The sequence below is a fragment of the Streptomyces sp. NPDC049040 genome, from assembly GCF_043197715.1.
GTDB lineage: Bacteria > Actinomycetota > Actinomycetes > Streptomycetales > Streptomycetaceae > Actinacidiphila.
Genome location: NZ_JBICTO010000001.1, coordinates 997,096 through 1,009,334, shown reverse-complemented (window position 1 = coordinate 1,009,334; position 12,239 = coordinate 997,096). Strand labels below are relative to the sequence as shown.

The 12,239-nt window shown below is 67.5% G+C and carries 12 protein-coding genes and 5 pseudogenes; 11 read left to right on the top strand and 6 right to left on the bottom strand.

The window, feature by feature from the left end; translation table 11 throughout:
• Window positions 1-71 precede the first annotated feature (71 nt).
• The 4 genes from ACGFMP_RS04590 to ACGFMP_RS04575 form a co-directional block, all read right to left on the bottom strand.
• The gene (locus ACGFMP_RS04590) at window positions 72-509 is read right to left on the bottom strand and encodes a DUF4259 domain-containing protein (protein ID WP_393670203.1); all 438 of its coding nucleotides are present in this window, start codon (window positions 507-509) and stop codon (window positions 72-74) included.
• A gap of 279 nt (window positions 510-788) precedes the next feature.
• Window positions 789-1,307 (bottom strand): hypothetical protein, encoded by a 519-nt coding sequence (locus ACGFMP_RS04585; RefSeq protein WP_393670202.1) that lies wholly within the window; start codon window positions 1,305-1,307, stop codon window positions 789-791.
• 437 nt (window positions 1,308-1,744) lie between these two features.
• Window positions 1,745-2,242, bottom strand: coding sequence for a toll/interleukin-1 receptor domain-containing protein (locus ACGFMP_RS04580; protein ID WP_393670201.1), 498 nt, complete (start codon window positions 2,240-2,242; stop codon window positions 1,745-1,747).
• 280 nt (window positions 2,243-2,522) lie between these two features.
• Complete coding sequence (locus ACGFMP_RS04575; RefSeq protein WP_393670200.1) at window positions 2,523-3,971, bottom strand: recombinase family protein; 1,449 nt, start codon at window positions 3,969-3,971, stop codon at window positions 2,523-2,525.
• 23 nt (window positions 3,972-3,994) lie between these two features.
• On the opposite strand from ACGFMP_RS04575, the pseudogene ACGFMP_RS04570 reads away from it, so the two are divergent.
• Window positions 3,995-4,435: pseudogene (locus ACGFMP_RS04570) on the top strand (aminotransferase class I/II-fold pyridoxal phosphate-dependent enzyme); the annotation flags it as partial.
• A 142-nt stretch (window positions 4,436-4,577) separates the two neighbouring features.
• Here ACGFMP_RS04570 and ACGFMP_RS04565 read toward each other — a convergent pair.
• Window positions 4,578-5,126, bottom strand: a complete 549-nt coding sequence (locus ACGFMP_RS04565; RefSeq protein WP_393670199.1) for a Uma2 family endonuclease — start codon at window positions 5,124-5,126, stop codon at window positions 4,578-4,580.
• Window positions 5,127-5,271: 145 nt separating this feature from the next.
• Window positions 5,272-5,769 (bottom strand): DUF6416 domain-containing protein, encoded by a 498-nt coding sequence (locus tag ACGFMP_RS04560; RefSeq protein WP_393670198.1) that lies wholly within the window; start codon window positions 5,767-5,769, stop codon window positions 5,272-5,274.
• Window positions 5,770-6,085: 316 nt separating this feature from the next.
• Between ACGFMP_RS04560 and ACGFMP_RS04555 the strand changes: the two are divergent.
• From ACGFMP_RS04555 to ACGFMP_RS04510, 10 genes and pseudogenes are all read left to right on the top strand, one after another.
• A pseudogene (locus tag ACGFMP_RS04555) lies at window positions 6,086-6,525 on the top strand (aminotransferase class I/II-fold pyridoxal phosphate-dependent enzyme); the annotation flags it as partial.
• 427 nt (window positions 6,526-6,952) lie between these two features.
• Window positions 6,953-8,419: a hypothetical protein gene (locus ACGFMP_RS04550; RefSeq protein ID WP_393670197.1), complete on the top strand. Its 1,467-nt coding sequence runs from the start codon at window positions 6,953-6,955 to the stop codon at window positions 8,417-8,419.
• A 65-nt stretch (window positions 8,420-8,484) separates the two neighbouring features.
• Window positions 8,485-8,865, top strand: a pseudogene (locus tag ACGFMP_RS04545) (aminotransferase class I/II-fold pyridoxal phosphate-dependent enzyme); the annotation flags it as partial.
• 243 nt (window positions 8,866-9,108) lie between these two features.
• Window positions 9,109-9,369, top strand: a complete 261-nt coding sequence (locus ACGFMP_RS04540) for a CopG family transcriptional regulator (protein ID WP_393670196.1) — start codon at window positions 9,109-9,111, stop codon at window positions 9,367-9,369.
• Window positions 9,366-9,809 carry a PIN domain-containing protein gene (locus ACGFMP_RS04535; RefSeq protein WP_393670195.1) on the top strand — a complete coding sequence of 148 codons (444 nt, stop codon included), beginning with the start codon at window positions 9,366-9,368 and terminating at the stop codon, window positions 9,807-9,809. Before ACGFMP_RS04540 ends, ACGFMP_RS04535 begins: the two co-directional genes overlap by 4 nt.
• Window positions 9,810-9,832: 23 nt before the next feature.
• A pseudogene (locus ACGFMP_RS04530) lies at window positions 9,833-10,269 on the top strand (aminotransferase class I/II-fold pyridoxal phosphate-dependent enzyme); the annotation flags it as partial.
• Window positions 10,270-10,365: 96 nt separating this feature from the next.
• Window positions 10,366-10,623, top strand: a complete 258-nt coding sequence (locus tag ACGFMP_RS04525; RefSeq protein WP_393670194.1) for a type II toxin-antitoxin system Phd/YefM family antitoxin — start codon at window positions 10,366-10,368, stop codon at window positions 10,621-10,623.
• A 10-nt stretch (window positions 10,624-10,633) separates the two neighbouring features.
• Window positions 10,634-10,894, top strand: a complete 261-nt coding sequence (locus ACGFMP_RS04520) for a Txe/YoeB family addiction module toxin (RefSeq protein ID WP_393670193.1) — start codon at window positions 10,634-10,636, stop codon at window positions 10,892-10,894.
• Between the two features lie 57 nt (window positions 10,895-10,951).
• A pseudogene (locus ACGFMP_RS04515) lies at window positions 10,952-11,305 on the top strand (aminotransferase); the annotation flags it as partial.
• 421 nt (window positions 11,306-11,726) lie between these two features.
• A complete protein-coding gene (locus tag ACGFMP_RS04510) occupies window positions 11,727-11,999 on the top strand; it encodes a hypothetical protein (protein WP_393670192.1) in 273 nt (90 codons plus the stop codon).
• The last annotated feature ends 240 nt before the right edge of the window (window positions 12,000-12,239 follow it).

The following is a 12,239-nucleotide window of genomic DNA, read 5'->3' as shown; positions in this document are numbered from 1 at the left end:
TCTCAAAACCCGAGCCAGAGCGCGAGTCGATCGTGGCTCACCTTCCGTGATCCGTGGCTGTGCTTCACCGGTCAGATCCCGAAGAGTGCCTCTTCTTGCGGCGGGACCGGAGGGTCAAGGACATCACGGAGGCGGGTGATGTCCTGGCGCCATTTCCGCCCATCCGCAACGTCGTCCCACAGCCCTGCGATTTCCGACGACTCAGCCACCACCTGGTCCAGGGCTTCGACAGCGATCGCCCGGAGGTCTACCGGGAACTCCGGCAGCGGCTCCGACGGACCGTAGTTCGAACACGCGGGCTGGCCGTCAGGGTGCTGCGCGACGACCAAGGCTGCTGCGGCAACGGCTCGCTCGGCGTCAGGGGTTTCCAGAAAATCCGTGGCATCGGCGGCGCGTTTGAGGACTCTGCGGATCATGGGCTCTCGCTCTTCCAGGGCTGCCTCGTCCAGGTCGCCGGCGAAGTCGGCGGCGGTGTCGTTGTCGAAGGGGCCTATGTCCCAGGTGCCCACGTGATCTCCTCGCGTAGCGTTCCGGGGATCCTCGCAGTGGCCACCGACAGTCCAGCCTGGGGCGTGCCTGCGCCACACAGCAGGCGGCGGGTGGTCATCGATTGGAGCCCACGGGCCATTCCCTTGACGTCGCGCGGCGCAACGGCATCACGCATGACCGCATACGGGAGACCGCGACAGCCGTTGTCGGGGTACTCCTCTGAGTGCTCCAGCAGGTACAGCCGCATGTGCGCCAGTCAGCAGTCGGCTGCCTGGCGGTTTAGGCCGACTGCGTTGTGATCACGCACCGAAGCCGTCGTCTGGGGCGTCGGCTTCCGGAGGCGTGCACTCATGGGTGGAAACCCAGTGGCCGGCGCTGTCCAGAAGGGTGTCGGAGCCGGCATCTGTCCGGAAGGTGAAGGTGGTCCCCGTCGACTCCACCTGTAGGGCCAGCTGTCCCGACGGCTGGTGGAGTGTCACTGGATCGAAGCGGCAGCCGATCGAATCGAGCTCCGCTGTGACCTGCGCGTAGGTGAGGTGTCCGGCGGACGTGGCGAGTGACTTCGTCTCTGGGACGGGAAGTTCGATGGCGTCTCGCCAGGTCTGCACGGTGATCATCGTGACGCGGCGGCATCGGCACACGCAGAACTCGGCGTCTCCGTATGAGAACAGGTGGGGCCAGCGCCGCAGCCTGCTCACCCGGCCGATGTCCCACGGCGACCCGAGCGCCGCCGCGACGTCGTTGAGTTTCGCGCCGCAGCGCAGTGGGCCGATGGCTGCGGTGGAGCCGAACTCGGCCAGGGTCCGAAGCACGTTCACGCAGCGGAGCGTGCCATCTGGCCTGCTTCAACGTCCACCGGGTTCGATTCGCCTATCCGTATATTGCGGTGAGGTGGTTTCAGCAGGTCTCCTCGCCGATGCGTGACGGCCGGTCTTGCGACCCCCGCCTCGTCACCCCACCAGAAACGGTGCACTTTCGTCCGTACGAAAACATTTGCGGACCTGGCAAGATTTTCGTAGACGGGGATCATCTGGGTGCTGAGGTCGGCATGACGGGCAGCCTTTGAGTGTGCTCTGTTGAACTGCCGTACTTGTTACCGCCCTTGGCGGGCGTGTTGGTTCTCTCGGTCGACGGCTCTGCGGACCACAACCACGACGCGCGTTCGTAGTCGACCGGATGCCGGTGCAGCGCCGGCTGCGACCTTTTCTTCTCTCGCGGCAGCGGCATCGACTGCTCGTGCGGGTTGAGCTGAGCGTCAGGCAGCGGGAAGCGCAGCAGCAGCAGCAGCGATCTTGGCGGCGACGGCGTCGAGCGACGATTCCTTTGTGCTCAGCCCGGAATGGGACGCGAGCATGGGGCTGACGTCGTAGAGCTCGTCGAAGGTCACCCCGTGCGTCACGGGCACGACGCGATTGGTGTTGAGCAGGACGGCGAGTTCCTTTTCGGCGATGCCCTCGTTCTTGATGCTCTCAAGTAGGGATGGCGTGACCAGCACGATGCCGATGCGGGAGTTACGAAGCCCTTTGTCGATCTCGCGCATCTGCAGCGAACCGAGCGGGATGTCTTCCTCGCTGAACCACACCGTCGCGCCACTGGTCTTCAGGTGGCCGTAGAGCTCCTTCGCGCTGCCCTCACGGTCGTTCCAGGCGTGGCACAGGAAGAGGTCTCGCTTGTCCGGGTACTTCTGGGCCTGTACCGCAGCCTTCTCGGCGTAGGGCTCGACCGCCTGCCACTCGGTCGGGGTGTACGACACCGTCCTGCCGGACCTGGTGCGACGCGAGGTCCCACCTCCGGACGAGCCGTACGACGAAGACCGGCCTCCGCCGCCGCTGCTGTACGAGGAGCCCGACGGGTATGACGACCGGGAGTACGACCTTCCCCAGTTGCTGCACGCTGGGCAGTTCGCGGCTCCACTCGCGGTGCGGTGGCCTCGGGAGGGTGCTGTGCATTGCGCCATGGCCCCATGGTAGAGGGAACCACCGACACAGTGTCGTAGTTACTGCTGCTATCCGCACCCATGCCCCTCGTCACCGCTATAGCGGGTTCTGATCGATCCGGATCCGGCCCCAGTCCATGTATCGGCCGAGCTTCTTCGGTTCGCCGATCACAACGCCCGAGAACAGGAACCGCAGCACCGCGTTGCGGCGCTCGTCCGTCATCTCGTCGGCTTCCCAGGCTGCCCGAGCGCCCGTACCAGTGAGGCCGTCGAGCAGCACCATCGGTCGGATGACCACCTTGCGCTGTGCCTTGGCGATGCGGTCGGTGATCTCCTTGCGCATCTTGCGGTACTCCGCCGTGGAGAGCTCCTTCGCCGTCCACATGTCGTTCAGCTCGGCGAGCTGGCGCTGGTCGTCCTCCACCTCCTCGGCCGTGTCCTCGGCGAGGTTGCTCCTCACAAGCCGACCGTCCACCCGGAGTTCGCCGAGGAGCTTGACGGCGGCGTCGGTGACGAAGTCCTCCAGCGTCGGGGCCACGATCGCCCGGGAGCACTTCTTCTCGTCGTTCCGCCCGCGCCGATTGCACTGGTACGCGGGTCCCGCCGTCTTGGCCGTACCCGACATCAGGGTGCCGCAACGCCCGCACATCACCAGACCGCGCAGCAGGTAGTACCGCTGCGGGGGCTTGCTGAGCGCTTCCCTGTGGGCTGCCGATCGGAACGCGCGCCGGGCCCTCACCTCAGCCCACACTCCCGTGTCGATGATCGCGGGCCAGGTGCCGGGGCCGACCTCCTCGCCCTGGTGCATGCGGATGCCAGCGACATGCCGTGAGTCGAGTAGGCCGCGCACCGTTCCGGCGCTCCACGCCTTGCCGCCGGCCGTCCGGATGCCTCGCCGGTGGAGGTCCTTCGCCATCGGGGCCGCGCCTTCGCCCTTGAGGTAGCGGTCGAACACCTCGCGGACGATCTCCGCCTCGTCCTCGACGATGGCCATGCCGTCCTTGCTGTAACCGAACCGCCGCATGCCGCCCTGCGGCTTGCCCTCCCGGGCGCGGTCCTGCATCGCGGACTTCAACCGCCGCGAGGTGTCGTCGGAGGAGCGGCAGGCGTGCGCGACCTCGATGCGGAGGATGAAGCGGTCGTCCGGGTCGGACAGGTCCCGCCGGTTAGCCTCGCCGTGGAGGGTGATCGCGTGGTCGTCCGACACCTGGAGCAGCTCTTCCAGGTCTCGGGGCTGCCGCATGAGCCGGTCGGGGTGGTAGGCGATGATGTGCCGGAAGCCACGCTCCCGGGCGTCGTCCAGCAGGCGGTCCCACCCCGGACGCTTCCGCTTTCGGCTCCACGCCGATCGGCTGTTGTCCACGAAGACGTGGGCCGGATTGATGACGAACCCGCGACGCTCGGCGATCTCCCGGCAGATCCGCTCCTGACGGTCGACGCCCGTCTGATCGTCGTCGTCCGCCTGGGATATGCGGCAGTAGATCGCCGCCGGCTCACCGGCGACCGTCGTGCTGGGGGCGCCCTTGGTGGGCCTGTTGTACGGCATGCGAATGAGTGTATGAAAGCGGAGTGGCCTGGGTGACGGGGTCGCGCGAACTGGTCGCGGCGGTACGCACGGCCAAGCAGTTCCTCACGTACGTGGCCTCGGGCCCGTTCCAGTACGCCGTCGCCGAGGCCCTCGCCCTCCCCGACGCCTACTACACCAGCCTCCGCGACGACCTCCGGGCCAAGCGCGACCTGCTGGCCGACGGCCTCACCACCGCCGGCTTCGAGGTCTACCGCCCCCAGGGCACGTACTTCATCACAACGGACATCGCAGCTCTCGGCGACAAGGACGCCCTCACCTTCTGCCGCTCCCTGCCCGAACGCTGCGGAGTGGTCGCCGTCCCCAACTCCGTCTTCTACGACGACCCCGACGCCGGCCGCACCCAGGTCCGCTTCGCCTTCTGCAAGAAGCAGGACGTCCTCGCCGAAGCCGCATCCCGCCTCCGCAAGGCATGCAACGGCTGAGCGCCGCCCTTACAAGGCGGAGGTCGACCGCGCTGACGCGCGCCGGGCGGCCTTCGTCACGACGACTGTGTACATGTCCTCACGTGATCGGGCTTCGCTGCCGGGCTGCTTTCCGTGAACCGGTCCTGAGGCGGGCACTTCGTCAGCGGGCGTCCGCCTCGGGGCGCGGGAGTTCGTCGAGGTCCAGGGTGAAGGTGCGACCGTCCGCGAGGGGGATGGCGAGCTTGCCGGTGCCGTACTTGTGGGTATGCGCAGCGATGTAACCGGTGCCGGTCGGCTGAGTGTGGAGGACGACTTCCTGGGCGTACGGGTCGACCACCAGGTAGACCGGAATCCCGTAGCGGCCGTACTTGGCCGTGCAGTCGTCGTAGTCCTTGCGTGCCGAGGACATCGAGACCACTTCCGAGATCAGCAGGACGTCTTCGAAGCTGTAGCGTTTGCCTTCCCGACGAGCGTCCTCCCGAAGGATCGCCAGGTCGGGAGCCGAGTTCTCGTCGGCGGGAAAGTCGATGTAGACGTCCGAGGTGACCTTCGCGTGGCGGCCGAGAGCGAGAGCCGAGTCGATCTGCATCGACTTGATGGTGCTGGAGTGCTCTTCGCTCTGCGGGGTCATGATCACCTTTCCGTCGGCCCCGAACAGGACCGTGTACCCCTCGGGGAACTCGGTGTGCACGATCGCGTCGACGGTCATGGACGGCTCCTTCCGGTGTGTGGATCAGAATACGGCGACGAGCCCGGCGTCACCGGACTCGATGAGTCGGAAACGAGGTCGATCGCACCAGGTGCTTCAGGCCGACCGCCGAGTATGGACGACCACCCCTCGCATGTGCTCCTGATCAGCGGGCGGTACGTGCCTCGAGCCAGCGTCCCGCGGAGGTCTCATCCACCGAGTAGAACGCCTCCGCTGTCTGCTTGCCGTTCACCTCTCCGCCCCAGGTGAAGGTCATGGGCCAGTTCCCGCGGCCGTAGTGCGCGTGGATGTGCCGCGTGAGAGCGGCTAGCGATCCGCGCAGCTGCTCACGCTCAATGCCGAGCCGATCGACGAGGTCCGTCGTGCTGAATCTCCTACCGGGGTGCCCGGCCAACACATCGAGGACCGCCGTGACCCGGCCGATCGACGGCAACGTGGTGGCGGCCAGGGAACGGAGGTCTGCCACCCCCCACTCGGCATACGGCCGCTCCGCGTCCGGATCGGTGCCCTTCGTACCTCCGGGCAGGGGGCTCTCCGCTCCGGGGTCTGTGCTCCCGTCCAGTTCGGCGATGAACGCGTACACCTTCACGACGTACTCCTGCGGCACGTGAACAGGTACGAACTGCCGGTCTCGGTCTTCCACGGCCCGACCTCTCACCTAGTACGCCATCTACTCATTCAGTAGACAGTATGCATACGAGAGGATGCTGTCTCCTGTCACTTGTAGACGTAATATGCCAGGGACTTCAATGCGCCCTTTGACGAGTCCCCGACCGGGGCGTGAATCAGCTTGACGACGCCGAAGAGCCGCCAGTCCGAAGTGGCCACGCCGTCCACCTCGAAACGCTCAGTACCGCGATGACCGAGGCGTCGGCTCCGCAGGGTGACGGGCCGGGTCTGTCCCTTATCTCAACGAACGAACCAACGAGCGTTCACCCGAATGAGTGCACGAACAAGGCGTTGCCTGGGTGACCGGCTCTCCCAAACTGGTCGCCGCGGTCCGCACGACAAAGCAGTTCCTCACCTACGTCGCCTCAGGCCCCTTCCAGTACGCCGTCGCGGAGGCCCTCGCGCTGCCCGATGCGTACTACCTCGGCCTCCGCGACGATCTGCGCACCAAGCGCGACCTGCTCACCACCGGCCTGACCGACGCCGGCTTCCGCGTCCACGCCCCCAGGGCACCTACTTCATCACCACCGACATCGCCGCCTTCGGCGAGACCGACGCCCTCACCTTCTGCCGTTCCCTGCCCGAACGCTGCGGAGTGGTCGCCGTCCCCAACTCCGTCTTCTACGACGACCCCGACGCCGGCCGCGCCCAGGTCCGCTTCGCCTTCTGCAAGAAGCAGGACGTCCTCGCCGAAGCCGCCAACCGCCTCCGCAAGGCATTCAACGACTGACCCGGCGCAGGCGGATCATTGGCGCAGGGGACGGCCGTTCATGCCCGTTCGGGCTGTGAGGACGCCGCCGAGGCCCGGTGAGCAGCCCACCCCGCCCAGTCCGAAGAGCAGAGCGGTCGCGAACATGCCGCCTTCTGCAGCGCCCTGACCAGGGTATTCCGCTTTCGCGGCGCCCGCGTGCGTTCTTCGTTTCCCTGCGGAATCGAGGGACAGGCCGACGCCCCCGGCCATACGATCTGACTTTCACCATTCACAAAAGGATCCCATGACTCGCATAAACAGACGGCGTGTTTCATTGCCACGCCTCGTCAGCACCGTCTCCGCGCTGTGTGTCGCGGCCACGGGCTTCGCTCTGGGAGCGGGCACGGGAGTGGCGAACGCTGCAGCGACCGAGCGTTTGCAGGTGTCGGCCGGCTTCGATCGCACCGTGCCCGTGCGCGACACCGGAAACGGGGCGGACTACCGCCCGCTCAGCGTGCAGTTCTTCGACGTCACGGGCAACACGTTGCGCGGCGTGAAGGTGTCCGTCGACGGCTCCGGGCTGCACGGCTTCGCGGAGCTCGACCTGCCGAGCGGCTGCGCGTACACCTCTGCCGATCACCTGCACGAGTCCTGCGACCTGGGCAATGTCCGCGGGGGGTCGGGCCGGTTGGCGGTCGGCGTACGTGCCCTGACTGCAGCAAGTGCCGGGCAGACCGGCAGTGTCGCCTTCAAGGTGACGGCGGCCAACGGCACGGACGCGAGTGCGCAGAACGTCGGCGTCACGGTCGGGGACGGCCCCGACCTGGTCGTCAACGACCTCGGCAGCTCCTACAAGGTCACGCCCGGCAGCACCGCCGCGCTGCCGCTCCGATTCGCCAACGCGGGCAGCCGCGACGGCAAGGGCATCGTGGTCTTCGTCCACGACCAGTTCGGCAACGCGGAGGTGCTGGGCAACTACAGCAACTGCCTGTACGAGCACTCCGGCAACGGCCAGCGCGGCGCGTACTGCACCTTCCCCGACGCGGACATCAAGCCCGGCCAGCAGCTCCAGCTGTCCGACCCCTTCACGATATCGACCCCCGCCGGGGCGCACGGCGACGAGATCCAGTACGGCGCCGGACTCACCGACGACGACTGGGTCGGCAAGCCGGAGGGCACTGCCGGGACCGGCGGCGAGCTCACGCTGGTGCCGGTCCCGGCCGCGAAGACCACGAAGATGTACAACCCGTCCATCGACATCGACGCCGAGAACAACCTCTACTACACGCGGCTCGACACCGGCACGGTCACCGACATCGCGGGCGTCAACCGCAGCCTCAACGCAGTCATCGGCCGGCCGAGCGCGATCACCTTCGAAGCCCGCAACTCCGGGACCACCACCATCAGCGGGTACGACGAGAACGTCGGCGGCAGCGTCGGCGCCTACCTGGAGTTCCCGTCATCGGTACAGGTCAAGGAGGTACCGAAGGAGTGCCGCACGTCGCCGGGCAGTCCCGAGGAGCTGTCGGCCTACCCGCAGGGGAAGAAGCCGGTCCTGTACTACTGCGTGCGCACTGTCACCCTCGAACCCGGGCAGAAGACCGGCTTCACGTTCCAGATGGTTCCGCTGAAGGCGGAGTCCGGACAGTACGCCGGGATGTATGTGTTCGCGTCGGAGGACCAGACGGCCGACCAGCGCAACAACTCCGCGCACGTGGCGATCAACGCGACGACCGCCGCGGCTTCGCCCACGCCTACGGCCACGGCCACGGCCAACACGCCCTCCGGAGACGGCGACCAGGGCGGTGAACTCGCCGCCACCGGCTCCGGTGCCACGACCCTGTGGACGGCAGTCGGCGGCTGCGTCGTGCTCGCTGCCGGTGCCGCGACCCTGATCGGCACACGCCGACGCTCCGCGGCCCGCCGGGGCTGAGGCACCGCACGACGGGCCCGGCGGACACCGCCGGGCCCGTCGGTGATCCGGCACACGACATCCACACGACGAAGCAGTTCCTGACGTATGTGGCTTCGGGTCCGTTCCAGTACGCGGTCGCGGAAGCGCTCGCCCTCCCCGACGCGTACTACACCGGCGTCCGCGACGACCTGCGCGCCAAGCGCGACCTCCTCGACGCCGGCCTGCGCGACGCGGGCTTCCAGGTCTACGAGCCCCAGGGCACCTACTTCATCACCACCGACATCGCCGCCTTCGGCGAAACCGACGCCCTCACCTTCTGCCGCGCCCTCCCCGCCCGCGCCGGCGTCGTCGCCGTCCCCAACTCCGTCTTCCACGACCACCCCACCGCCGGCCGCACCCAGGTCCGCTTCGCCTTCTGCAAACGCCACGACGTCCTCACCGAAGCCGCAGGCCGCCTCCGGAAAGCCTTCAACGGCTCAGCGCCGCTCACCGAACCAGCACGTGTGGTGGACCACTGGGATAGAGACCTGGACACGGAGTCCATCGGTCAGAACGACTCTCCGGCGAGGGCTCAGGCTCCGAGCTGGCGTCGGCGCCGTTCGCGGGTGCAGGGCGAGTGGGGAGTGCGCGGGGTAGCGGCCGCAGGATAGGCGAGCGGATGACTCGGCTACATGCACCACCAGTGGTACATGGACTACGATTGGTACATGTCGATGAAACGTACGAACGTCTACGCGGACCCTGAGGATCTCGCGATCATCAAGGAGGCCGCTGCCCGCCGCGGTATCAGCGAAGCCGAGATCATCAGGCAAGGCATCCACCTTGCAGCCATGGCGAACCGGGTCTGGGACGAACCACTTTTCTCCCGGACCTTCGAAGGGCCTGGGCGTACTCCGTCCAAAGAGGACGTCCGCAACGCCGTGGCTGATGCCGTCCGGCGCGAGGGCGGCTCCGGAGTGACAGCGTGATCATCGTCGTGGCCGACACCTCGGGCCTGCTGGCCGCGCTGGACTCCACGCACCCCGAGCACCAGGGAGCCAACGAGGCGATCATGGCCGCCGGCCTCCTCGTGATGTCCCCGCTACTGCTCGCTGAGATAGACCACGTCGCGACCCGCGAGCTGGGACGGGAGGCAGCCGTCAGCGCGATCGACGACATCCGGCGGTGGATGCGAGCGGGCCGGATCGTCGTACCGGAAATCACCGAGGCCCACCTCTCCGCCGCACAGACCCTGCGAGCCCGGTATGCGGCGCTCAACCTCGACCTCGCGGACTCTGTGAACGTCGCCCTCGCGGCTGAATACGACACGGACGCCGTCCTCACCCTCAACCGCCGCGACTTCCGCGCGGTTCGCCCGCTCGGTCGCCACAAGTCCTTCCGCCTTCTACCTGACGACTTGCCCCTGTGACCAAAGGGGTGTGTGAAGAAGGAGTGGCCTGGATGACGGGGTCGGCGGAGCCGGTCGCGGCGGTCCGCACGACGAAGCAGTTCCTGACGTAGGTGGCTTCGGGTCCGTTCCGGTACGCGGTCGCGGAAGCGCTCGCCCTCCCCGACGCGTACTACACCGGCGTCCGCGACGATCTGCGCGCCAAGCGCGACCTCCTCGACGCGGGCCTGCGCGACGCGGGCTTCCAGGTCCACGTCCCCCAGGGCACCTACTTCATCACCACCGACATCGCCCCCATCGGCGAGCAGGACGCCCGCACCTTCTGCCGCGCCCTCCCCGCCCGCGCCGGCGTCGTCGCCGTCCCCAACTCCGTCTTCTACGACCACCCCACCGCCGGCCGCACCCAGGTCCGCTTCGCCTTCTGCAACACGACGTCCTCACCGAAGCCGCAGGCCGCCTCCGGAAAGCCTTCAACGGCTGAACGCCGCCCATCGCAGGGCCGAGGGCCGGAGAGGCCAGCTGGTTGTCGCACCGCGGGAATCGACGTACAATTTCTTGTACAAGTAGGAGGTGGACCATGAAGACCATGACGTACTCCGAGTCACGCGCGCGGTATGCCGAGGTGCTCGACTCCGTCACCGACGACCGCGAAGAGGTGGTCATCACTCGGGCCGGGCATGACCCGGTCGTCATCGTCTCCCTCGAAGACTACGAGTCCCTGAAGGAGACGGCCTACCTGCTGCGGAGTCCGGCAAATGCCCGGCGCCTGCTGGCATCCATCGACGAACTCGAAAACGGCGGCGGCACCGTACGCGAGCTGGCGACCGACGAATAAGGGCCACGCGATGAAGATCACCTTCTCCTCCCGCGCCTGGGAGGACTACCTGTGGTGGCAGCTTCAGGACCGGAAGACCCTGAAGCGCATCAACACACTCATCGCGGACATCGCCAGGAATGGGAACGAGGGAATCGGAAAACCGGAACCGCTCAAGCACGGATTCCAGGGTTACTGGTCGCGCCGGATCAATGACGAACACCGACTGATCTACAAGGCGACCGAGGACGGCGGCCTGATCGCTCAGTGCCGCTACCACTACGAGAGCTAACGGAACCCACTTTCGCGCGTCCCGTGCGCGACATGCGAATGAGTGTACGAACGCGGAGTGGGCTGGGTGACGGGTTCACCGGAACTGGTGGCCGCCGTCCGCACTGCCAAGCAGTTCCTGACCTACGTGGCCTCGGGCCCGTTCCAGTACGCCGTCGCCGAGGCCCTCGCCCTTCCCGACGCGTACTACGAGCACTTCCGCGAGGACCTGCGCTCCAAGCTCAACCTCCTCGACGCCGGCCTGGCCCCCGGCACCGACGCCCTGACCTTCTGCCGCACCCTCCCCGCCCGCGCCGGCGTCGTCGCCGTCCCCAACTCCGTCTTCCACGACCACCCCACCGCCGGCCGCACGCAGGTCCGCTTCGCCTTCTGCAAACGCCACGACGTCCTCACCGAGGCAGCAGCCCGCCTTCACGGATGGCAGCGTGGGCCTGTTGTCGGTCGCCTCCCCTATCGTGCGGGCAGCGCATCGTGGAGGGAGCAGGGGTGGGATTCTCCGGGGATCTGGTCTTTGGCCGCAGGGAGTACCCGCTGGTGGAAGCGCCGGTTTTCAGCGACCTCCATGAGGAGGTTCGGGACGGCATTCACGCAGGGTGGCCTCGGCCTGGCGGCTGGCAGACGCTGCAACTCGACCACGGGCTGTGGGAAGCAGCGGACCTTGCCGCGCTGGTCGAGTGGACCGGAGCCGCGGCCTGTTGTGCCTCCGTCTAGACAGCGACACTGCGCTGGTCACCGGGCTGGGGACCGACGGCCGGGAGTGGGATGCCTACCTGCACTTGGAGTTGGTGGCGGCCGGCGAGGCGGGAGACCTCTGGGCTGAGGAGCCCGAGGGCATGGGTGACATGAGCATATGGGTGACCACACCCGCCTACGCGGCAGCCACCCGGCGCAAGCTGGCTGAACTGGACGCCACGGTACCGGCCGATGCGCGGGCGGCCCTGGCCTGGGCGGCCAACGCGGGCTTCCCCGGCAGGGCCGACCCGGCCTCGATCGAGGCCGTTCTGCGCTCCCACGGGACCTTCGTGGAGGAGACGTTCACGACGCTTCTCGACAGGCTGGGCTTCCCTGCTGCGGTAGAGCCTGCCGGCCACCTCCGGTCTGACTGATCTCTTCTGGTCCGCCCGAGAACGGGAGGCATCGAGCGGCACCGACGGACCTCGGCAGGCGGAGGTCTACGGCAAGGTCGAGCCGACGGCAGCGCTGGCTCTCCTCGGGAAACTGGACCTCCCGGCCGACACCGAATACGTGGAAGCACTGCGCACGGTCCTCTCCGCAGGCCACACGAACCACTACCGGGACCTGCAGGCGTGGACCGCGGTCATCCACGCCCGTCCGTAGCCGCCGTG